The organism is Rhodococcus sp. PSi06, from assembly GCF_054960675.1.
Genome location: NZ_JBHNYO010000001.1, coordinates 489482 through 509706, shown reverse-complemented (window position 1 = coordinate 509706; position 20225 = coordinate 489482). Strand labels below are relative to the sequence as shown.

Annotated in this window: 19 protein-coding genes; 6 read left to right on the top strand and 13 right to left on the bottom strand. The window is 64.2% G+C overall.

The features are described 5' to 3' along the window. Nucleotides 1-1107, top strand: a complete 1107-nt coding sequence (locus ACFI9K_RS02480; protein ID WP_462662060.1) for an ABC transporter ATP-binding protein — start codon at nucleotides 1-3, stop codon at nucleotides 1105-1107. Here ACFI9K_RS02480 and ACFI9K_RS02475 read toward each other — a convergent pair. Continuing rightward, nucleotides 1104-1577, bottom strand: a complete 474-nt coding sequence (locus ACFI9K_RS02475; RefSeq protein WP_462662059.1) for a DUF3995 domain-containing protein — start codon at nucleotides 1575-1577, stop codon at nucleotides 1104-1106. The two genes, ACFI9K_RS02480 and ACFI9K_RS02475, sit on opposite strands and share 4 nt — an antisense overlap. Nucleotides 1578-1681: 104 nt before the next feature. Between ACFI9K_RS02475 and ACFI9K_RS02470 the strand changes: the two genes are divergently transcribed. Continuing rightward, nucleotides 1682-3370: an AMP-binding protein gene (locus tag ACFI9K_RS02470; RefSeq protein WP_462662058.1), complete on the top strand. Its 1689-nt coding sequence runs from the start codon at nucleotides 1682-1684 to the stop codon at nucleotides 3368-3370. A gap of 179 nt (nucleotides 3371-3549) precedes the next feature. Here the strand turns inward: ACFI9K_RS02470 and ACFI9K_RS02465 are convergent, their stop codons facing one another. The 3 genes from ACFI9K_RS02465 to ACFI9K_RS02455 all read right to left on the bottom strand — a co-directional run bounded on the left by ACFI9K_RS02465 (nucleotide 3550) and on the right by ACFI9K_RS02455 (nucleotide 6698). Continuing rightward, nucleotides 3550-4335, bottom strand: a complete 786-nt coding sequence (locus ACFI9K_RS02465; RefSeq protein WP_462662057.1) for an alpha/beta fold hydrolase — start codon at nucleotides 4333-4335, stop codon at nucleotides 3550-3552. A gap of 64 nt (nucleotides 4336-4399) precedes the next feature. After that, nucleotides 4400-6019, bottom strand: a complete 1620-nt coding sequence (locus ACFI9K_RS02460) for an ABC-F family ATP-binding cassette domain-containing protein (protein ID WP_462662056.1) — start codon at nucleotides 6017-6019, stop codon at nucleotides 4400-4402. Between the two features lie 133 nt (nucleotides 6020-6152). Then, on the bottom strand, nucleotides 6153-6698 hold the full coding sequence (locus ACFI9K_RS02455) for a hypothetical protein (protein WP_462662055.1): 546 nt from the start codon (nucleotides 6696-6698) through the stop codon (nucleotides 6153-6155). An 89-nt stretch (nucleotides 6699-6787) separates the two neighbouring features. On the opposite strand from ACFI9K_RS02455, the gene ACFI9K_RS02450 reads away from it, so the two are divergent. From ACFI9K_RS02450 to ACFI9K_RS02440, 3 genes are all read left to right on the top strand, one after another. Further along, entirely contained in the window at nucleotides 6788-8617 is a 1830-nt protein-coding gene (locus tag ACFI9K_RS02450) for a penicillin-binding transpeptidase domain-containing protein (protein ID WP_462662054.1), read from the top strand. 107 nt (nucleotides 8618-8724) lie between these two features. Then, entirely contained in the window at nucleotides 8725-10386 is a 1662-nt protein-coding gene (locus ACFI9K_RS02445; protein WP_462662109.1) for an NTF2-like N-terminal transpeptidase domain-containing protein, read from the top strand. A 32-nt stretch (nucleotides 10387-10418) separates the two neighbouring features. Then, nucleotides 10419-11165, top strand: a complete 747-nt coding sequence (locus ACFI9K_RS02440; protein ID WP_462662053.1) for a sulfite exporter TauE/SafE family protein — start codon at nucleotides 10419-10421, stop codon at nucleotides 11163-11165. Here ACFI9K_RS02440 and ACFI9K_RS02435 read toward each other — a convergent pair. Then, entirely contained in the window at nucleotides 11150-11878 is a 729-nt protein-coding gene (locus tag ACFI9K_RS02435) for a TetR/AcrR family transcriptional regulator (protein WP_462662052.1), read from the bottom strand. The genes ACFI9K_RS02440 and ACFI9K_RS02435 overlap by 16 nt on opposite strands. Further along, entirely contained in the window at nucleotides 11875-12786 is a 912-nt protein-coding gene (locus tag ACFI9K_RS02430) for a fumarylacetoacetate hydrolase family protein (protein WP_462662051.1), read from the bottom strand. The genes ACFI9K_RS02435 and ACFI9K_RS02430 overlap by 4 nt, the downstream gene beginning before the upstream one ends. A 115-nt stretch (nucleotides 12787-12901) precedes the next feature. Between ACFI9K_RS02430 and ACFI9K_RS02425 the strand changes: the two genes are divergently transcribed. Continuing rightward, nucleotides 12902-14233, top strand: coding sequence for an alpha/beta hydrolase family protein (locus ACFI9K_RS02425; protein WP_462662050.1), 1332 nt, complete (start codon nucleotides 12902-12904; stop codon nucleotides 14231-14233). 30 nt (nucleotides 14234-14263) lie between these two features. Here ACFI9K_RS02425 and ACFI9K_RS02420 read toward each other — a convergent pair whose 3' ends face one another. The 7 genes from ACFI9K_RS02420 to ACFI9K_RS02390 are packed head-to-tail and all read right to left on the bottom strand — an operon-like array spanning nucleotide 14264 to nucleotide 20184. Next, a complete protein-coding gene (locus ACFI9K_RS02420; protein ID WP_462662049.1) occupies nucleotides 14264-15580 on the bottom strand; it encodes an NAD(P)-binding domain-containing protein in 1317 nt (438 codons plus the stop codon). Then, a complete protein-coding gene (locus tag ACFI9K_RS02415) occupies nucleotides 15577-16632 on the bottom strand; it encodes an ArsO family NAD(P)H-dependent flavin-containing monooxygenase (RefSeq protein ID WP_462662048.1) in 1056 nt (351 codons plus the stop codon). The genes ACFI9K_RS02420 and ACFI9K_RS02415 overlap by 4 nt, the downstream gene beginning before the upstream one ends. 5 nt (nucleotides 16633-16637) lie before the next feature. Then, the gene (locus ACFI9K_RS02410) at nucleotides 16638-17054 is read right to left on the bottom strand and encodes an arsenate-mycothiol transferase ArsC (RefSeq protein WP_462662047.1); all 417 of its coding nucleotides are present in this window, start codon (nucleotides 17052-17054) and stop codon (nucleotides 16638-16640) included. Continuing rightward, a complete protein-coding gene (locus ACFI9K_RS02405; protein WP_462662046.1) occupies nucleotides 17051-17473 on the bottom strand; it encodes an arsenate reductase ArsC in 423 nt (140 codons plus the stop codon). Before ACFI9K_RS02405 ends, ACFI9K_RS02410 begins: the two co-directional genes overlap by 4 nt. After that, the gene (arsB, locus tag ACFI9K_RS02400; protein ID WP_462662045.1) at nucleotides 17473-18552 is read right to left on the bottom strand and encodes an ACR3 family arsenite efflux transporter; all 1080 of its coding nucleotides are present in this window, start codon (nucleotides 18550-18552) and stop codon (nucleotides 17473-17475) included. Before arsB ends, ACFI9K_RS02405 begins: the two co-directional genes overlap by 1 nt. Further along, nucleotides 18549-18899: an ArsR/SmtB family transcription factor gene (locus ACFI9K_RS02395; protein ID WP_462662044.1), complete on the bottom strand. Its 351-nt coding sequence runs from the start codon at nucleotides 18897-18899 to the stop codon at nucleotides 18549-18551. The genes arsB and ACFI9K_RS02395 overlap by 4 nt, the downstream gene beginning before the upstream one ends. Before the next feature lie 31 nt (nucleotides 18900-18930). Next, nucleotides 18931-20184, bottom strand: a complete 1254-nt coding sequence (locus ACFI9K_RS02390) for an APC family permease (protein WP_462662043.1) — start codon at nucleotides 20182-20184, stop codon at nucleotides 18931-18933. Between the last annotated feature and the right edge of the window lie 41 nt (nucleotides 20185-20225).

Below are 20225 nucleotides of genomic sequence, written 5' to 3'. Positions count from 1 at the left end.
ATGGCTGCAATCACGTACAAGAAGGCATCCTGCGTCTACGAAGGTGCCGACAAGCTCGCCGTCGATTCACTCGACCTCGACATCCAGGACGGCGAATTCGTCGTTCTGGTCGGGCCTTCCGGTTCCGGCAAGTCCACTGCCCTGCGGATGCTCGCCGGCCTCGAGGAGATCGACGGTGGTGCCATCGAGATCGGTGGCAAGAACATGGTGGGGGTGCCGTCGAAGGACCGCGACATCGCCATGGTGTTCCAGAACTACGCTCTCTACCCCAACAAGACCGTCGGGGAGAACATGGGCTTCGCCCTGAAGATGCGCGGTGTATCCCTCGAGGAGCGCACCAAGAAGGTCGCCGAGGCTGCGAAGATCCTCGACCTCACCGAGTACCTGGACCGCAAGCCCGGCAAGCTCTCGGGTGGTCAGCGTCAGCGAGTTGCCATGGGGCGCGCCATCGTTCGTGAGCCGCAGGTGTTCTGCATGGACGAGCCGTTGTCCAACCTCGACGCGAAACTGCGAGTTCAGACACGTACGCAGATCGCGGCGTTGCAACGCAGGCTCGGCACCACGACCGTCTACGTCACCCACGACCAGGTCGAGGCCATGACGATGGGCGATCGCGTGGCTGTGCTGCGCGGCGGCAAGCTGCAGCAGTTCGCCTCTCCGACAGACCTGTACGACAATCCGGTCAACGCATTCGTCGCCGGTTTCATCGGTTCGCCGGCAATGAACCTGATGACGGTTCCCATCGGCTCGGGCGGAGTGCAGATCGGTAGCTTCCTGCTGCCCCTCGAACGCGACGAGCTCACCAGGCTCGCGAGCCTGGGTCTCGACAACGTCACCGTCGGGCTACGTCCGGAGCAGCTCGGCATCGTGCAGGGCGGCGGTGAAGGCTTCGAGGGCAAGGTCGATCTGATCGAGGAACTGGGCAGTGAGTCCTACCTGTACGCGCACCTCGACGATCCGAAGGTCAAGGGTGTCGACGGCGGTCCGGTCTCGCTGGTCGCGCGTTCGGCAGTGCGGGCCCCGGCCAAGATCGGTGAGAGCATCGGCCTGACTCGACTCGACGGCGCGATCCACCTCTTCCACCCCGAGACGGGGGAGCGGATCTAGCGCTGACCGTACGGGGTGCGACGGGCAAGGATCAGTGCCGTCAGGAGCGTCGCACCCCAGAGCAGGAAGATGCCGTCGAAGAACAGGTGGCCGTATTTGACGCTTCGGTTCTCGTCCGACGCGATCAAGCCGATCACCGCTCCGACGAACGACGCGCCGCCCCAGATGATGAGCAGTATCGAGCCGGGCCAGGAGATGCCGAGAATCAAGACCGGCACCCTGGCCCGGTTCTGTGCTTCCAGGCGCGGCCGGTTCATGTAGGCGAGGGCCGGCAGAATGGCGGCGGCAAGTTTGACGAGTGCGAGCACCAGCAGCGCCGTTCGAGCCGTCTGTGGGTCGCGGTCGACCCATTCGGTGGCGAAGGAACCGACAGTGTTCAGCATCCATCTGCCGCCCGCAGCCCAATAGCCGGAGAACGCTGCGTGGACGATTCCCAGTGCACAGGCGATGGCGAAGTATCTGATGGCCACGGTGCCCGAGGGTAGCCGATGTGCCACCCCCGTTCAGGGGTAGCGAGTGAGTGTTCATCTCCCCTACCGTGACGGTGATGGGCATCACACGCGCAGGAGGAAGCATGGCCGACTCGGCTTACACGGCATTCAGGAACGCTCGAGATCTTCTGCTCGACGCGTACGGCGACTACGACCGTGCCATAGAGACTTTCGAGTGGCCGTCGTTCGGCGAGAGCTTCAACTGGGCAATCGACTGGTTCGACGCGATCGCCCGCGGCAACGACGGCACCGCGCTATGGATCGTCGAGGAGGATGGCAGCGAGGCGAAGTACAGCTTCGACGACATCGCCCGCCGCTCCGATCAGGTTGCGCGATGGCTCGAGCAACAGGGAATCGACCGCGGCGACTCGGTGATCCTGATGCTCGGAAACCAGGTGGAACTGTGGGAGGCCATGCTGGCGGTGATGAAGCTGGGAGCCGTCCTGATGCCGACGACCACGGCCATCGGTTCGAGCGATCTGACCGATCGGGTGGTACGCGGCAATGCCCGCGCAGTGATCGTGAACCCCTCGGACACCGGCAAATTCGACGACGTACCCGGGGACTACCTGCGGATCGCGACTACCGCTCATGATGGCTGGGTCGATTACTCCGATGCTCGTTCCGTGGAGGCCACGCCGTTCGAGTCCGTCACCGCGCCCACCGACCGCCTGCTGATGTACTTCACCTCCGGCACGACGAGCAAGCCCAAGCTCGTCGAGCACACTCAGATCTCCTATCCCGTCGGCCATTTGAGCACGATGTACTTCCTCGGGCTTCGTCCGGGCGATGTGCACCTGAACATCAGTTCACCCGGCTGGGCCAAGCACGCGTGGAGCTGCTTCTTCGCGCCGTGGATCGCCGAGGCCACCATCTTCATCTACAACTACGGCAAGTTCGACGCCAAGGCGCTGCTCGAGCAGATCCGCCGCGCCGAGGTGACGACCTTCTGCGCACCACCGACCGTGTGGCGCATGCTCATTCAGGCCGATCTGGCCGGTGGCGGAGGTTCGCTCCGGGAGGCGATCGGTGCCGGTGAGCCCCTCAACCCCGAGGTGATCTCGACGGTGCAGCGTGAGTGGGGCCTGAACATTCGCGACGGATTCGGACAGACGGAAACCACTGCGTTGGTGGCCAATACGCCGGGTGCGGTGCTCAAGTCCGGATCCATGGGCCGCCCGCTACCGGGAGTACCCGTCGTGATCGTCGACCCCACCACCGGCGAACTCGCCGACGAGGGTGAGATCTGTCTCGACCTGGCGCAGAATCCGTTCAACCTGATGACCGGCTACCTCGGCGACCCCGAGCGCAACGCCGCCGTCATGGCCGACGGCTACTACCACACCGGCGACGTCGCATCCCGAGACTCCGAGGGCTACATCACCTACGTCGGCCGGACCGACGACGTGTTCAAGGCCTCCGACTACAAGATCTCCCCGTTCGAGCTGGAAAGCGTGCTGATCGAACACCCCGCCGTGGTCGAAGCTGCCGTCGTGCCGGCCCCTGACGAGACGCGACTGGCCGTCCCCAAGGCCTACGTGGCCTTGGCTGCAGGCTGGGAACCGAACGAGGACACAGCATTCGAGATCCTGAAATATGCGCGGGAGCACCTGGCTCCCTTCCTGCGCGTACGACGAATCGAGTTCTTCGAGTTGCCGAAAACCATCTCGGGCAAGATCCGCCGCGTGGAGTTGAGGGCCCGCGAGGACGCTGCCGTCGGGCCGCTGGAGACGGAGTGGCGCGACGACCAGTTCCCTGCGCTGAAAAGGTGATGCTGAGCGTCCACTATTCGCTCGGGTAGGCGGGATCCCGCTTTTCGAGGCGAATTGTGGACGCTGAGGTCAGTTGCGGGTGGGCCTGGCAGGTTCGGTTGGCGTAGGTGATGTGAGCGTCCCCCATTCGCTGTGGGAGGCGGGATCCCGCTTTTCGAGGCGAATTGTGGACGCTGAGGTCAGTTGACCCAGAACCGTTCGAGGTGAGCAAGTACCTCCTCGGATGCGGCCATCGTCGTCGCATGGTCGAATCCGCGAATGATGTGCAGTTCGGAGTTCGGGACCAGAGCCGCCGCGGCACGGGTGTCGTCGAGCCGGGTTCTGTCCTCGCTACCGACATAGAACAGCGATGGCTGAGTGAATCGTTGCAGAACGTCGTCGGGTAGGCCGGGATCGGCGTCGCAGGCGCGAATGTACGCAGCCATGGCCTGACCATCGTTGGCGGAGAACACCGCTCGTGTTCCCGGGTCGATGGGGAACATGCGGTGTGCGTTCCACGCCTCGAGGAACCCGTCCATCCCGCTCTGCTCCAACACATCCGCGCAGCCGGGGAAGAACAGGCGATCGAAAGCGCCCGCCTGAGCGCCGTGACTACCTCCCCCGACGGCCAGCGAACGGACTCGCTCGGGAGCAGCCGCCGTCAACGCCAACCCGGCCCGCGCTCCGAACGAATACCCCAGATAGTCGACGGTCGGTGCGCCTACCGCATCGAGTACCGCGGTCATATCGCCGACGATGTTGCTCATCGCGTACGCGTCGGGAGTATGCGGCTTGTCGCTGCGGCCATGCCCGCGACTGTCGATCAGAATCAGCTGCCGACTTCCGCGCAGCGCCTTCACGTAGCCGAACGTCCGCCAAATCGTGTGCGTCAGAAAACTGCCGTGCACCATCAACAACGGTGGTCCGGACCCCACCACCGTGTAGGCGATCCGTGTCCCATCGTCTGCATTCGAGGCGTACTCCACCTTCCGATTCTCCCTTCCGAAGTCCACTCAACGTGACATTGACCCCCACAAAGGCCACCAAATGTCACATTGATTCACCCGGGGCGGCTGCCTCTTCTGCGGACTCTGCGGACTCTGCGGTCTGAGCGGGCGCGCCCAGGTCGATGGTGCGGGTGGGGGCGAGGGCATCGAGGAACGGCCGATCGTGGCTCGCGATGATCAGTGCACCCTCGAATGTGTTCAGGGCTTCGATGAGGTGTTGGCGACTGGTGATGTCGAGGTTGTTGGTGGGCTCGTCGAGCATCAGTAGTTTCGGAGCAGGCTCCGCCAGCAAAATTCGGGCCAGTGCAGCCCGCAGTCGTTCGCCGCCGGAGAGGGTGGCGACGACGGCATCGGCGTCGGATCCACGGAAGAGGAACCGGGCGAGACGGCCCCTTATCTGTTCGGCGGTGGCGTGCGGTGCCACGTCGGCGACGTTCTCGGCAATGCTGCGCGTTTCGTCGAAGACGTCGAGTCGCTGCGGTAGGTACTTCCACGGCACCGCTGCCCCTGTGGCGTCCAAATTACGCAGCAGGGTGGTTTTGCCACTCCCGTTCGGCCCGATCAGCGCGATGCGCTCGGGCCCTACGATGTGCAGGTCGTCGACAGTCAGAACCACCTGTCCAGGATGGACTTTCGTCGCGGGCAGGTCGACGCGTATCTCACGGTCGTCGCGCAGGAGATCCTCGGCGGCCGACAGGGACGACCGGGCATCGTCGACGCGATCGCTGTGAGTGCTGCGAAGCTTCCCGGCGGATTCCTGTGCCGCGCGTTTTCGCGCACCCATGACGATTTTGGGTTCGCGCTTTTGCTCTTCCATTTTCTTGCCGTAGCGCACACGTCGGTCGAGTTTGATTCGGGTGTCGATCAATTCGCGTTCCTGTTTGCGAACGTCGTTCTTGGCATCGCGGATGGTCGCCCGTGCCGCTTCCTGCTCGGCGTCGATTACGGCTCGATAGTGGTGATAGTTACCGCCGAACATGCGTAGTCGCGAAATGCCGCTGCGTTCGGCACGCACCTCGGCGATGGAATCGACCCGTTCGAGTAGTTCCAGGTCATGGGTGCAGACGATGAGCACTCCGGTGTACCCGTCGACGGCGGTGTAGAGCCGTTCTCGCGCAACCCGATCAAGGTTGTTCGTAGGCTCGTCCAGGAGCAGCACGTCAGGTTCGGCCAACAACTGGGCTGTGAGAGCCAGCAACATGGCCTCGCCACCGGACAGGGTGCCGACCCGTCGATCGAGGTCGTCGATAGAGCGGACTATGTGTCCGAGTCCCAGCTTGTCCAGCAGCGCCAGGGCGCGTTCTTCGATGTCCCACGCAGATCCGACGATCGTGAAATCATCCTCTGATGACGTCCCTGATTCGATGCGGTGCAACGCTTCTCGGATCGAATCAACGGCCAATACCGCATCCACGGGGAGATGGGGATCGAGTGCGACGTCCTGGCGCAAGTAACCGAGTATGCCGGGTATGGAGATCGAACCGTGTTGCGGCGTCAGATCACCGGCGAGCAGCTTCAGTAGTGTCGATTTGCCGGCACCGTTGGATCCGATGAGACCTGTTGTACCGCTGGGGAATATGGCCGACAGGGCGTCGAACACGGGGTCACCGTCCGGCCAGGCGAACGTCAGGTTGGAGACGGACAGGGAGGATGAGTGAGGCATGAGCGCTCCAAAGGTGTGCGTGCGATCGATCTGCAGGCGTCTAGAACCTTTGGAAGAGCAATGGCCTCTCCGAATCCGTTGACAACAAGACGAGAGTCAGGTTAACCCCGAACCAGGGCCCCTCGCAATCGAATTAAATCGTTGGACCCTTCTTCCGCAGTTCGTCGACCGTCTCCATGGCCCCGCGGAGCTCGCCGAGCCATTCCTGAGTGTGTTCACCGACCAGCTTGACCGCCCAGGCCAAGGCGTCCGCGCGGGAGCGTGCGACGCCGGCATCGACGAGGGTGTCCAGGACGCGACGCTCGGGCTGGCGCAGGCGCGTCATGACCGGGACGGCGAGATGGGTGAACAGGATGACCTCGGAGTTGTTCCGGACTCCCCACGCGACCTTGCGTCCGTAACGCTTCTCGGCCTCGGCGGCGATCTGCATGCGGTCGCCGCGGGTGGTCTCTCGGAAGCGGGCGATGCGGCCCTCGACCGCGGCGGGTGAACTGTCCTGTTCCGTGGGCAAGGTGCCGATGACGACGATCTCCTCGCGGTCGACGTCGACGGATGCGTCGCCGTCGAACCAGGACTCGGGGAGTCGGCCGCCGAACCACTCGGCTGCGTCGGTGGCATTCGGGATGTCTGCGTGCTGCCAGCCGCCGGGTCGGCCGAACGAGCGTCCGTTGGGTTTCATGAGGGCTCCTGCACTCGAAGTAATAGTAATTACATGATTACACCCACTTCGAGAATTGCGCCACCATCACTTGGTCGGTGGCCTGGGGCATGATCGACTCCGTGCGTACAACGAGAAGACCGACGACTTTGGCCGCGATCGTGTCCGTACTGGCGTTGCTGCTCGCCGCCTGCGGTCAGGGTGGGCCCGATCAGCCGCAGACGGTCGCCGAGCAGTTCGCGGCCGCGGTCAACAGCGCGAACATCGACCAGGCGGCCGCGTTGACCACCGATCCGGCGAGCGCGAGTGCCGCGCTCACCGCGTTGTACGACGGATTGTCCGGCGGCGGAACAGTGACTGCCACGCCCGATTTCGAGGCCGTCGACCCCAACGAGGACGCGGGCACGTTCACGCTCAACGCCGCCTGGCGCTTCTCGACCACCACCGACGGCACGGCCGAACCGGACGGCGAGCCGAAGGAGTGGAACTACACCACCTCGGCTACCGCAGCGGAGACCCAGCAGGGCTGGAAGATCACCTGGGATCCGGCAATCTTGGTGCCAGGTCTCACGGCCGATTCATCCGTGCGGTTCACTCCGACCGACGCGCTCGTCGCGCCGCGGATCTTCGATGCCAACGGCAGCGAGCTCATGTCGCAGCAGGTCGTCACCCTCGTCAACGTCGATGCGACGGCCGATCCGGTCGCCGTCGCAAATCTCGTCGGACCCGTCGTTTCGGGGATCACTGCCGAATCCATCGCGTCGACAGTTGCTGCTGCGCAGGGCAATTCAGCAACCATAGTCTCGCTTCGTCAGGCCGATATCGACCCCATCGGTGCCCAGCTCGCCACGGTTCCCGGAGTCACGCTGGCACCGCAGACGCGCCTGTTGGCCACCGATCGCAACCTCGTCTCGCCGGTGCTCAACGACCTGACGACGTTGTGGGAGCAGGAGCAGGCTGCGAATCGCGGCTGGGCCGTTCAGTCCATTGCAGCCGACAACACCGTCACTCAGCTTGCCGGCCGCGACGCAGGAACCGGCGACGACATCGCGACCACCCTCGACTCGGCGCTCCAGCTCAAGGCCGAGAACGCTCTGGCGCAATTGCCGCAGCAGGCTGCGATCGTCGCGCTTCGACCGTCGACGGGAGATGTGCTGGCCGTAGCTCAGAACGCCGCCGCGGACGCCGAGGGCCCGATCGCGTTGACCGGCCTGTACCCGCCGGGATCGACGTTCAAAACGGTCACCACCTCGGCTGCTCTGCAGTCCGGGGCCGTCACTCCCGACACCGTGTTGGCGTGCCCGGCCACCGAGAACATCGAAGGCAGGCAGATTCCGAACGACGACAACTTCGATCTCGGTGACGTGCCGCTGCATACCGCGTTCGCAAAATCGTGCAACACGACGATGGGCCGGCTCGGCGTTGCCCTGCCGCCGAACGGTCTGACCGACGCAGCCGCTCAGTTCGGACTCGGCGTCGACTACGTCACCCCCGGCCTGACGACCGTCACCGGCTCGGTACCGTCTGCCGATACCCCGGCGCAGCGCGTCGAATCCGCCATCGGCCAGGGGCAGGTGACCGCGTCACCGTTCGGTATGGCGTTGGTTGCGTCGTCCATTGCGAACAACGGAATGCTCCCGCCGACGGTTGTCACCGGCAAGCCCGGCGTCGGAAACATGCAGCCCGCAGCTGTGAACCCGCAGGTCACCGAACAGTTGAAGACCATGATGCGCGAGACGATCACCGGCGGTACAGCGACGGCACTGAACGACATCCCGGGTTTGCTCGGCAAGACCGGCACCGCCGAATTCGGGCCCAACAACGAGGGTGCGCACGGTTGGTTCGTGGGTATTGCCGGCGATCTGGCCTTCGCGGTCTTCGTCGACAATGCGGGCAGCTCGACACCGGCCATCGAAGCGGCGGGTCGCTTTCTGAGGTGAACAGCCTGCGGTAACAGACCGCGTCGTATCTCAATCGTGACCGGCTCGTATGAATCCCGTGCTTGTTACTCATGTGACTACAGTGAATATTGTGACTCATGAGTTCTATGAGTCGTGTCCGTCGTGGCCCGCGCAAAGTTCGCGGTCGCTACCTCGTCGCAGTAGCAGCATCGGCGACGCTGTCGGTCTCGGCCGTATTCTGGATGGTCGACCGGCCACCGAGCGAAGCCGAGGTGTTGGTCTCGAAGTTCGTCGACGCGCTCGACAACCGTGATGTTGCGGCCGCCGCCGCGTTGACGACCTACCCGAACGCCGCGACGGCTGCGTTGAATCAGATGTTCGACGGCCTGTCGGCCGAGGGCACGTCGACCGGTGATTTCGACCTGACCCAGTACATGGACCTCTCCGATGAGAGCGGCTTCTTCACTCTTGCGTCCGCCTGGAACTTCGGTGAGGGCAAGGATTGGAAGTACAGCGCGCAGGGCTCGACCAAGAAACTCAGCGTGGGCTGGCGCATCGCGTGGGATCCGGCAACCCTGGTCCCGGACATGACCTCGGGAGGATCGGTGCGCTACACCCGTACCGACGCCGCGCCTCCGCTGATCTTCGATGCCGCGAACAACGTACTGATGAGTGAGCGGACCATCAACGCCATCTCCCTCGACCCGGCGCAGACCAGTGATCCGGTTGCGTCCACTACCCAACTTGCCGACGTCATCGATGTCGTCGCTCCGCTCATCACCTCCGAATCGATGATGACAGAGCTGAATTCGGCCGGCGGCGCACCGATCACCGCAGTAACTCTGCGCGACGACGACTTCGCCGTTCTCGAGGACGATCTGCGGGCCGTGCCGGGTGTGGTGGTCTCCCCGCAACCGAAGTTGATCGTCGACGACCGGCGAATCACCTCACCGGTGCTCGATTCTCTGCGCACCGCATGGCAAGCCGGCCGCGACGCCACCGCGGGCTGGGCCGTCGACACCTACACCGTCGACGGAACCGGCGAGCGCCGCGTCGGATTTCAGGGACCGGGTGGGCCGGATCTGCATGCGACGCTCGATCCGCGCGTGCAACTCGCAGCCGAGAACGCTGTGGTGATGGCGGGGACGTCCGCGTCGATCGTGGCCTTGTCGACCTCGACCGGTGCGATTCTCGGTGCAGCACAGAACAGTTACGCCAACGAGCAGGGAGACGTGGCCTTCGGTGGTTTCTACCCGGCCGGCACCGCATCGGATCTTCTCGAGGCGGTACAGACCGATCGTGGTGACGACAGCGGTGAGGATGCGGCCGCGCGGCTGGGCCTGGGAATCCATTACGCCATGCCCGGACTCGATGCCTACACCGGAAATCCTGCCAAGAGTCGCAGTGCAATCGATGGCATCCGCACCGTGTCCACCACCTCGGGTGACGAGGCGACCGTGACACCGTTCGGGCTCGCGCAGATGGCGGCCGCTATCTCCCGCGGCAGCGCGCCGACTCCGGCGATCGTCACCGGACAGACCGCCGTTGCCGATCGCGAATCCGAACCCATCGGACCGGATGCAACGAACCGGTTGCGCGGCATACTCGCCGACTCGTCGAGCAGTAGCGGCCTCGATACGTTCGACGGAGTTCAGGGATTTGCCGGTGAGAGCGGCGACGATCGCTTCGTCCTCGCCACCAGCGGCGACGTTGCCTTCGCGGTGTACATCGAGGATGCAGACGGCGGAGATCAGGCCGTGCGGATGACGAGCCGGTTGCTGCAGGAGATGGCAAACCCCGTCGAATAGGGTCCGGTCGTTAGGCGCGGTAGTTTTATTCGGTGACGGTGCTCGATTTCGGACTACTGGTGGTGGCCGGGTTCTTCGCCGGCCTCATCGGGTTCTTCACCGGACTCGCATCGCTGGTGTCCTATCCAGCATTGCTGGCGGTGGGTTTGCCTGCGGTGTCGGCGAACGTGACGAACACGGTGGCATTGGTCGCCGCGGGTGTCGGAGCGACGGCCAGTTCCTCGACCGAGCTGGCCAAGGACGGCAAGCAGCTGGTTCGCTACGCTGTGTACTCGGCGCTCGGCGGAAGCACAGGTGCCGTTCTGTTGCTCGTCACACCGGACGGATCGTTCGAGGTGGTCGTGCCGTTCCTGGTCGCGATGGCTGCGGTTGCGCTGTTGCTGCAACCCAAAATCCGAAAGTTGTCCGGCGGCAGACAATTCCCGACGATGTATCCGTTGGCACTGTTCGCTGTCGCCATTTACGGGGGTTACTTCGGAGCCGGAGCCGGCGTCATCTTCCTGGCTCTGGCGCTTATCTGCACGTCGGATACATTCTGGCGCGCAAGCATTCTGAAGAGCTTCTTCCTCGGCATCGCCAATCTCATTGCTGCGATCATCTTCTCGTTCTCCGGCCAGGTGAACTGGTGGGCCGCACTCGCGTTGGCGATCGGGTGCTTCGTCGGCGGAGCCTGCGGGCCACCGACCGTCAAAGTGATCTCGCCGATCGTCCTGCGCGTCGGAGTCGGGATTCTCGGCCTCGGTCTTGCCGGTTGGCTGGGGTATCAGGCGTTCGGCTGAGTGACTGCTTCGCCTCGGTACAACGGTGAGTCGGCGGCAGCACGAGTCACCGTCGCGGTGATGCCCCCTTCGGCGAAGCGCAGCAACGCTCTATGACGTTCGTCCATGTCGCGTGCATGCATGCGGCCCCCGGTGAGACTGTCGAGCCGGAGATTGTTGGAGTAGGTGTGCATCGCGGCGGCGACCAGATGCAGGTACGCGTCGTGGATTGCCACCTCGTTCGCATGTGGGAACAGTGCGCGCATCTGGGTCATGAAATCGGTGGCGATAGTGTTGAAGTCGTCGACGATCAGGCGACCGATCGGGTTGCCCGAGTTCGAGAGTTGGGCGATGAGCCGAAAGTAGTTGTCCCATCCAGGGTCACCGGCACGGCGGCGCATCGGTTCGGTGAACGCGTCGATCAGTGCACGAAGACGTGCGGGCCGGGTTCCACGCGTCGGGAGCGCCGACAGATGAGCGCGTCGATCGTCGTTGAGAGGGCGGATGCGTCGCGCCAGCACGGCTTGAAAGAGCGCTTCTTTACCCCCGAACTGCTCACTGACCGAAGCTAATCGGGTGTGTGCGCGGTCGGTGATATCGCGGACACCGACACCGAAGTAGCCGCGGTCGGCGAAGAGTTCCTCGGCTGTGTCGAGCAAGCGGGTCTGTAATTCTGCGCGATTGGTGTCCCGTTTCGATCGAGCCGGCACGTCTTCGGGGGCGGAGAACGTCACGACTCGAGTATGACGTGGCTGATGCTGCCGATCCCGTCGATGGCCAGTTCCACGGTGGACCCGGGTGTGAGCCAGTGTCCGGTTTCCATCCCGCTGCCGCCGGGCAGGGTGCCGGTGGCGAACAGTTCACCGGGCCGGAGTGTCTCGCTGCGGGAGGCATGTGCCAATACTTCCCCGATGGTGTGCTGCATCCCGGCGCTCGAGACGGTGGACACGGTGGTGCCGTCGATGGTGACCGTTCCCCGCAAGGAGTCGATCGTGGGCAGGATCTCGTCGGCGGTGACGGCCACCTCCGAGAGCGAGGTCGCGAAGTGTTTGGACTTCTGTGGCCCGAATCCGCTGTCCATCTCGGAGCGCTGAACGTCGCGGGCACTGAAATCGTTGAGGACGACGAACGCTCCGATGGCGTCGAGAGCCTCGTCCACGGTGGCGTCGAACAATCCCCGTGCCAGGACGAAGCCGATCTCGAGTTCGTAGTCCAATGCTTTTGCATAGGACGGGGCGGCGAGCGCAGTCCCCGAGGGGACGAAGGTGAGCGCATTGGACATGTAGTAAATGGGTTGGGTGTAGAAAAGCGGCTTGGGGCGCAGCAGCGGAAAAGGCCGTCGGGTGAGCGCCTCGACGCCGGCCACTGCCCGGCTCTGCTTCGGATGGAAACGCCGGAGCAAGCCCCGACTCGCGTCGAGAACATGTTGTTCGTAGAGCATGAAGTCCCGGAACGAAGCCGGCTGGAACGGCAGCACCAGCGCACTGTGCTGGAGGTGTTCATCGGCGCGGGCCAGTTCCCACTCGGGATCGAAAACGCGGCCGCCCAAGGCCGACCGGTCGAGTGTCGGTTGCCAGGACTCACCTGTGGTCGAGGTCTGTAACTGCAGCCCGTCCGCGGTCCGTATCCGTCGCAGTTTCACCGCACGATTCCTTTCGGTAACGGAACGAGTGTTCCGTGTAGCGTGATTCGATGTTAGCGTCGGAACGATCGTTCCGAAAGGGTGGGAAGTCATCGTGCGCGAAGTAGGTTCCGAGGTGTCTGTGCTGCAGAAGATGTTCGTCACTGCCTGCGCCATCACGCGCACCACCGATGTTGCGGCGCGAGCGACCGGCGTCGCACCGTTTCTGCCCGCGTTGTTCGCCCTGCGCTACGCCAACATGGGTGGTCTCGACCGCACCGTATTCGCCCACCAGTTGAGTGGCATTCGCTCGTTCCGCGACGACCGCTGGTGTGGTTACTGGAACAGCATCGCGTCGAGCCATGCCGATCACGCCACCGGGCTGCTCCGCGACCTCGCCGTCGGAACCGTCCCGAATATCGGCGGACCCGCAACCGCGGCCGACGGTGAGGCCCTCGCTGATCTGATCGCTCCCGCAGCAGCTCTGTTTGCCGACCACGGTCCACAACCGAGCGCAGGCGCAATCACCGACCTTGTCGCCGCCCACGCACCCGCGGCCGATCGACTCCGGGTGACGACCGCCTTCCGGGCACTCGACGCCTGGGTGAAGGCCATGACCTATTACCAGGTCAGCGCCTTTCCCGGCCACAGTGAGCAGCGCATGCAAGCCTATCGGCGCTCACGAGAACTGTTCGACGTCCTCATCGGCGCCGTGGCCCCACTGCTGAACCTCAACGTCGAGTTCGTCGAGATGGCAGTCTCCGGCGGCGAAACCGTGGCGGGCTATCTCGTTCTGCCGCCCGGACCGGGACCGCACCCGATTGTGCTGACCACCAATGGGCTCGAGGGCACCGCCCAGGAATTGGCGATACCGCAACTGCGATACCGCGACTCGGACATGGCGATGTTCCTGATGGAGATGCCCGGCAGCTACGCCTACACCAAGCCCATGGGCCCGGAATCCGAAGCGGTTTACCACGAGGTCATCGACCACCTGGTGGCCGACGATCGCCTGGACTCCCAACGGATTGCCATGGTGGGGGTCAGTTTCGGTGGATATTGGACTGCCCGCCTGGCCGCCACCGACCACCGGATCGCCGGTGCCATCGCGTGCGGCGCTCCAACGCACCGCTCTTTCACCGGTGGGGCGCTGGGAACCCCGCAGATCATTCTCCACGCCCTCGCCCAGACGCTCGGCGCGCGACATCCGCTGGACCTCAAGCGCAAACTGTCCGCTCTGTCCATTCGGGACCGATACGCCGACATCTCGATACCTCTGCTGGTGATCAACGGCGACCACGACACTTTGATGAGCACCCAGGACAGTGTCGACCTCGCCGACGCCGCTCCAAACGGCACTGTGATCCTTTATCCGGACGACGATCATTGCGCGATGGGGCACTACCGCCAGTGGCTCGACGAATCACAACGCTGGCTCACCGAACTCTTTCTCTCCCAGAAGGTGTAGTCGACTGTTTCACCTCCCGGAGGGCTCGCGTCAGATCAGTTGCGCCACAGCTTCTCTGGGGGCACTGCAGCAACCGCCGGTCGACGGTGCGTCGGGCTCGTCGAACAGGCCTGCGCCACCGCAGATGCCGGTGTCGGGAAGCGTCAGCTCCACCTTCCGTGCGCCCTCGTGGTCGCCGGCGAGTTCGGCTGCGATGCTGCGTACCTGCTCGTATCCGGTCATCGCCAGGAACGTCGGCGCGCGGCCGTAGCTCTTCATGCCGACCAGGTAGAAGCCGGGCTCGGGCTGGGTGAGTTCGTCGACGCCGTGCGGGGACACCGATCCGCACGAGTGCATGTTGGGGTCGACCAATTCCGCGACGAATCTCGGTGCCTGCAGGGTGGGGTCGAGATCGAGGCGAACCTCGGACAGCCAGGACAGATCGGGGCGGAACCCGGTAAGCGCGACGACGCGATCGACGTTCTCGATGCGGGCACCGGTGTCGCCGATCAGCACGAGCCAACCATCCTCCACCGCAACGGTTTCGGTACGGAATCCGGAGACGACGGTGAGGTATCCGTCGTCGACTGCCTTCTTCGCACGTTGGCCGAGCGCGCCGCGGGCCGCGAGTTCGTCCGCTTCGCCGCCGCCGAAGACCTCCGCGGTGACGCCTCGGCGCACGGCCCAGGTGAGTGTCGTTCCTGGTTCCTCTGCGGCGAGTTCGGCGAAGGTGATGATCGCGGTCAGGGCCGAGTGGCCGCTACCGGCGATGACGACGTGTTTGCCCGCGAATGCGGATCGAGTCGTCGGGTCGGTCAAGTCGGGCACCCGGTAGTCGATCCGGTCAGCGGCGGCCTTCTCGCCGATGGCCGGAAGTCCCTCGCTGCCCAGTGGATTCGGTGATCCCCACGTGCCCGACGCGTCGACGACCGCGCGGGCGAGGATGCGTTCCTCGCCGCCGTCGGAATGCCGGATGTGCACCGACAGCGGTTCGGTGTCGCGGCCGGCGTCGACCACGCGGTCGCGTCCGCGGCGGGCGACGCCGACCACCTCGGAGTCGACTCGGACGGCGTCGCCGAGGACAGCTGCGAGGGGCGCGAGATACTGCTCGACCCATTCGCGTCCGGTGGCGTAGGTGTCGCCGTTCGGTGCAGTCCAACCTGTGGGTTCGAGCAGGCGTGCGGCAGCGGGGTCGACGACCTCGGACCACGGGGAGAACAGCCGAACGTGATTCCACTCTGCGACGGCCGCACCTACGGACGAGCCTCGTTCGAGAACCACGACGTCGGAACCGGTTTCGGTCATATGGGCCGCGGCAGCAAGACCGATAGGCCCTGCGCCGATCACCACTACGGGGTATTCGTTCATGACTGATCTACCTTCCCTCTTCGAATGACAGTGTCCACGGCTGCACGCGCTGTGCGGCCGACACCGATGAGCGTTGCCGAGGCCGGGCCGGTCCAGTCACCGTAGCCCAGGAACATCAGGGTCGGCTCGTCGCGAACATGGTTGCCGTCCAGCGCAATTCGCGGCCCGTCGGCGTGCAGGTGAAGTGGGCGCAGGTGACGAAGTGCTGGTCGAAAACCGGTGCACCACACGATGGCATCCAGCTTCTCTGTCGTGTGCCCGTCGGTGACGCCGTCGGAGGTGAGCGCGATGAACATCGGCCTGGCGTGCAGAACTCCACGATCGCGGGCCTCTCGCACCGGCGGGACCATCACGATGTCTCCCAAACCGGCAACCCCGCCGGAGTCCGATGTGCCCTCGGCAAGAGCGCGGGCCCGATCGCTGGCAACATCGAACAGCACCCGGCCGTCGACATCGTCGGGAAGGAAGCGTGGTTCACGGTTGGTGAACCACAGGACCTCGGCGACGGTGGACACCTCGGCGAGGATCTGCGCCGCTGAATTTCCGCCCCCGACGATGCCGACGCGCTTGCCCACGAACACATCCGGTGATCGGTAGTCGGCGGCATGCAGTTGGATCCCGCCGAAGTCACGCATGCCGGGATAGCTCGGCCAGAACGGCCGAGACCACGTTCCAGTGGCATTGATGACGGCTGCGGCAGAATAGGACGCGCCGTCGGTGTCGATTCGATAGCCGTCCTCGACACGATTCACGGACGTCACCTCGACGGGCCTACGCACCGGCAACTCGTACTTCTTCTCGTATGCCCGGAGGTAGTCCACGACGTGCGACGCCGGCGGAAAGCCGCTGTGCCACGGCGGCATCGGCCAGCCGGGCAGGCGTGAGTACTCGGCCGGCGAGAACAGGTGCAGCGACGGCCAGTAGTCCTGCCAGGACCCTCCGGCATGCGTCTGGTTGTCGAGTATGACGAAGTCGAGCCCGGCTCGTCGCAGGTAGTAACCGGCGGCCAGTCCTGCCTGACCGCCGCCGATCACCACCACCTCCGACGCCATTCGACTCAACCGTCGGTGCTGCGCATTCGGGTCGCGAGTTCATCGACACGAGCGGCAATATCGTCGCGTACCAAACGCATCCGTTCGATTCCGTCGATACCGCGTTCGGACGGCTCGTCGGTGTTCCAGTTCTCGAAGATCGGACCGTCGACTGGATCGACCTGTGCCTCGCTCCCGAGGGTGATGACGTAGTCGATGCGAGACAACAACTCCGGGTCGATCGGCTTCGGCTGCTCACCGGACAGGTCGACGCCGACTTCGAGAAGAGACTCGGCCGACAGTGCGTTGACAGCTCCGCCGGGTTTTGTTCCGGCAGAGTGCACGTCCACCGAATCGCCTGCGATCTTGCGCATCAGGCCGGCCGCCATCTGCGACTTGCCGCCGTTCTTGACGCAGACGAACAGCACGCTGGGTCTTGTCATGAGGCCGAACTCTGCTTCGCTGGAACCAGTTCGGCGATCAAGTCTTCGATTCGGCCTTTTATCTCGTCACGAATCGGACGCACGGCTTCGACGCCCTTGCCGGCGGGATCGGCCAGTGCCCAGTCGCGGTAACTCACACCCGGGAACACCGGGCAGGCGTCGCCGCAGCCCATGGTGATCACGACGTCGGATGTCTCCACGGCCTCGGGGGTCAGGATCTTCGGGGACTGCGTCGAGATGTCGATGCCTAACTCGGCCATGGCCTCGACCGCTGCTGAGTTGATGGTGTCGGCGGGCGCGCTACCGGCAGAACGTACTTCGACGGTGTCGCCGGCGAGGTGGGTCAGAAATCCGGCGGCCATCTGAGATCGGCCTGCGTTGTGGACGCAGACGAACAGAACGCTGGGTGTGTCGGACATCAGATCACCTCTGTGGGTTCGGTATTCGGAGAGAAGCGCTTACGCAGTGCGAGCGAGACATAGACGAGACCGACCAACACCGGCACCTCGATGAGTGGTCCGACGACGCCGGCCAGCGCTTGCCCGGATGTCGCGCCGTAAGTGGCGATGGCGACGGCGATCGCAAGCTCGAAATTGTTTCCGGCGGCGGTGAATGCGAGGGTGGTGGTGCGTTCGTAGCCCAGACCCATCGCGGCGCCGAGGGCATAGCCGCCACCCCACATCACTGCGAAGTACACCAGCAGTGGCAGCGCGATACGCACCACGTCGAGCGGCTGTGAGGTGATCCGATCACCCTGCAGTGCAAAGAGAATGACGATCGTGAACAGCAGGCCGTAGAGCGCCCATGGAGCGATCCTGTGGATGAACTTCTCCTCGTACCATTCGCGGCCCTTGGCGCGTTCCCCGAAGAAACGAGATGCGAATCCGGCTATCAACGGGATTCCGAGGAAGATGAGCACCGATTTGGCGATCTGCCACGGCGACGCCTCGATGGTGGTCTGCTCGAGTCCGAGCCAACCCGGAAGCACCGAGAGGTAGAACCATCCGAGGACCGCGAACATGAATACCTGGAACACCGAGTTGATCGCGACCAGAACTGCGGCGGCTTCTCGGTCTCCGCAGGCGAGGTCGTTCCAGATGATGACCATCGCGATGCATCGAGCGAGTCCGACGATGATCAGGCCGGTTCGGTACTCGGGCAGATCGGGCAGGAAAAGCCATGCGAGAGCGAACATCAGGGCCGGACCGAGGATCCAGTTGAGGACCAGCGATCCGATCAGCAGTCGCTTGTCGCCGGTCACGGTGTCCAGGCGGTCGTAGCGCACCTTCGCCAGCACCGGGTACATCATGATCAGCAGTCCGATGGCGATCGGGAGCGACACCCCGTCGATGGAGATGGACGACAAGGCGTCGTTCAGTCCGGGGATCATGCGCCCCAGCAGCAGACCGACGACCATCGCCACGCCGATCCAGACGGGTAGGAACCGGTCGAGAGTGGAGAGCTTGCCGACTACGGCGGTATCGGTCGTCGTACTCATGCCATGACCTCCGTGGGCTCCGCAGCGCTGAGCACTGCCGACAGTTGTTGCAGCGCAGCGGGAACGACCGAGTAGTAGACCCAGGTGCCGCGTCGTTCGCAGTCGAGCAACCCCGCCTCGCGCAAGACCTTGAGGTGGTGGGAAATGGTGGGCTGCGACAAGTCGAAGGCGGGGGAGATATCGCAGACACACGCTTCGCCGCCTGCGTGGCTGGCCACGAGGCTGAGTAGGCGAAGGCGCACCGGATCGCCCAATGCTTTGAACATGCGGGCAAGATCTCCGGCCCAATCCGCGTTCAAGGGTTCGCGGATCAGCGGCGAGCAGCACTCCTGGTCTTGATTCGACATGCGTCTATATTGACGGTCGTCAAATCAATCGTCAAGTGAACAGTTGCCGAACTCGAAGAAGGCGGTACAGAACGCCGAGCACGACCACGACGGTTCCGACGGCGATGGACGAGGCAGGCAGCGTGGCAATCAGGACGACGCATCCGATGCTGCCGACGATCTGTAGAACCTTGGGGTACCGCCGGTTCGCGGGTCCCTGCGTAAACGCGCTCAGGTTCGCAACCAGGTAGTACAGCAACACCCCGAACGACGAGAATCCGATGGCGTTCCGCAGATCGACGAGGAGAACGAGGATGCAGACGATCGCGGCAAGAGTGATCTCGGCGCGATGCGGAACGGAGTAGCGGGGATGGACCGCCGTCAGATACGACGGCAGATCGCCGTGGCGGGCCATGGCGAGCGACGTGCGTCCGATGCCGGCGATGAGGGCCAGCAGTGCGCCGAGTGCGGCCAGCCCAGCGCCGACGCGCATGACGGGTATTGCCCACGAAGAGCCCGATGACTCGACGAGATCGACCAATGGGGCCGACGACGCCGCCAGTAGATCCGGGCCGAGTACCGACAGCAAGGTCAGCGCGACCACTGCGTAGACGAGCAACGCGACACCCAGCGCAGAGACGATGGCGCGAGGAATGGTGCGCTCGGGCCGCACCACTTCCTCACCCAGGGTCGCGATACGTGCGTAGCCCGCGAAGGCGAAGAACAACAGACCGGCCGACTGCAGAATCCCGTACCACCCGTCATCGGTGAACGATCTAAGTCCGTCGACGGTCGGCCCGGACGTACCGGTGAGACCGAGCACCACCCCCACACACAGGACGGTCAGCACGGCGGTGACGATGACCTTGGTCAGCATCGCCGTGCGGGTGATACCGAAGTAGTTCACTGCCGTCAACGCAAGAACAGCCACGACAGCAACGACTTTCGCGTAACCAGCAGGTGCGACGTAGGCCGCGAACACCAACGCCATGGCCGCCGAACTCGCGGTCTTGCCGATGACGAAGCACCACCCAGCCAGAAATCCCGGCCACGCTCCGAGTCGTTCCCGGCCGTAGATGTACGTGCCACCCGACGTCGGATATTGCGCGGCCAGTTGCGCAGAAGACGTCGCATTGCAGAACGCCACGACAGCGGCGACGGCAAGACCGATCAGCAGGCCTGCACCTGCGACGGCCGACGCAGGGGCGAACGACGCGAACACTCCGGCACCCACCATCGAGCCGACTCCGATGACGACGGCGTCGAACAGTCCGAGGCGACGAGCCAGCGGCTGAGGGTCGGTCATGCCCGAAACCGGTTGTCGATCACGGCGACAACTGTAGGTGC

Excerpts from the sequence above, each read along its gene's own strand:
- ACFI9K_RS02420 (WP_462662049.1), bottom strand. The coding sequence starts at position 15,580 with ATGAACGAATACCCCGTAGTGGTGATCGGCGCAGGGCCTATCGGTCTT.
- ACFI9K_RS02460 (WP_462662056.1), bottom strand. The coding sequence starts at position 6,019 with ATGCCTCACTCATCCTCCCTGTCCGTCTCCAACCTGACGTTCGCCTGG.
- ACFI9K_RS02455 (WP_462662055.1), bottom strand. The coding sequence starts at position 6,698 with ATGAAACCCAACGGACGCTCGTTCGGCCGACCCGGCGGCTGGCAGCAC.
- ACFI9K_RS02445 (WP_462662109.1), top strand. The coding sequence starts at position 8,725 with ATGAGTCGTGTCCGTCGTGGCCCGCGCAAAGTTCGCGGTCGCTACCTC.
- ACFI9K_RS02415 (WP_462662048.1), bottom strand. The coding sequence starts at position 16,632 with ATGGCGTCGGAGGTGGTGGTGATCGGCGGCGGTCAGGCAGGACTGGCC.
- ACFI9K_RS02390 (WP_462662043.1), bottom strand. The coding sequence starts at position 20,184 with ATGACCGACCCTCAGCCGCTGGCTCGTCGCCTCGGACTGTTCGACGCC.
- ACFI9K_RS02405 (WP_462662046.1), bottom strand. The coding sequence starts at position 17,473 with ATGTCCGACACACCCAGCGTTCTGTTCGTCTGCGTCCACAACGCAGGC.
- arsB (WP_462662045.1), bottom strand. The coding sequence starts at position 18,552 with ATGAGTACGACGACCGATACCGCCGTAGTCGGCAAGCTCTCCACTCTC.
- ACFI9K_RS02480 (WP_462662060.1), top strand. The coding sequence starts at position 1 with ATGGCTGCAATCACGTACAAGAAGGCATCCTGCGTCTACGAAGGTGCC.
- ACFI9K_RS02395 (WP_462662044.1), bottom strand. The coding sequence starts at position 18,899 with ATGTCGAATCAAGACCAGGAGTGCTGCTCGCCGCTGATCCGCGAACCC.
- ACFI9K_RS02410 (WP_462662047.1), bottom strand. The coding sequence starts at position 17,054 with ATGACAAGACCCAGCGTGCTGTTCGTCTGCGTCAAGAACGGCGGCAAG.
- ACFI9K_RS02470 (WP_462662058.1), top strand. The coding sequence starts at position 1,682 with ATGGCCGACTCGGCTTACACGGCATTCAGGAACGCTCGAGATCTTCTG.
- ACFI9K_RS02450 (WP_462662054.1), top strand. The coding sequence starts at position 6,788 with ATGATCGACTCCGTGCGTACAACGAGAAGACCGACGACTTTGGCCGCG.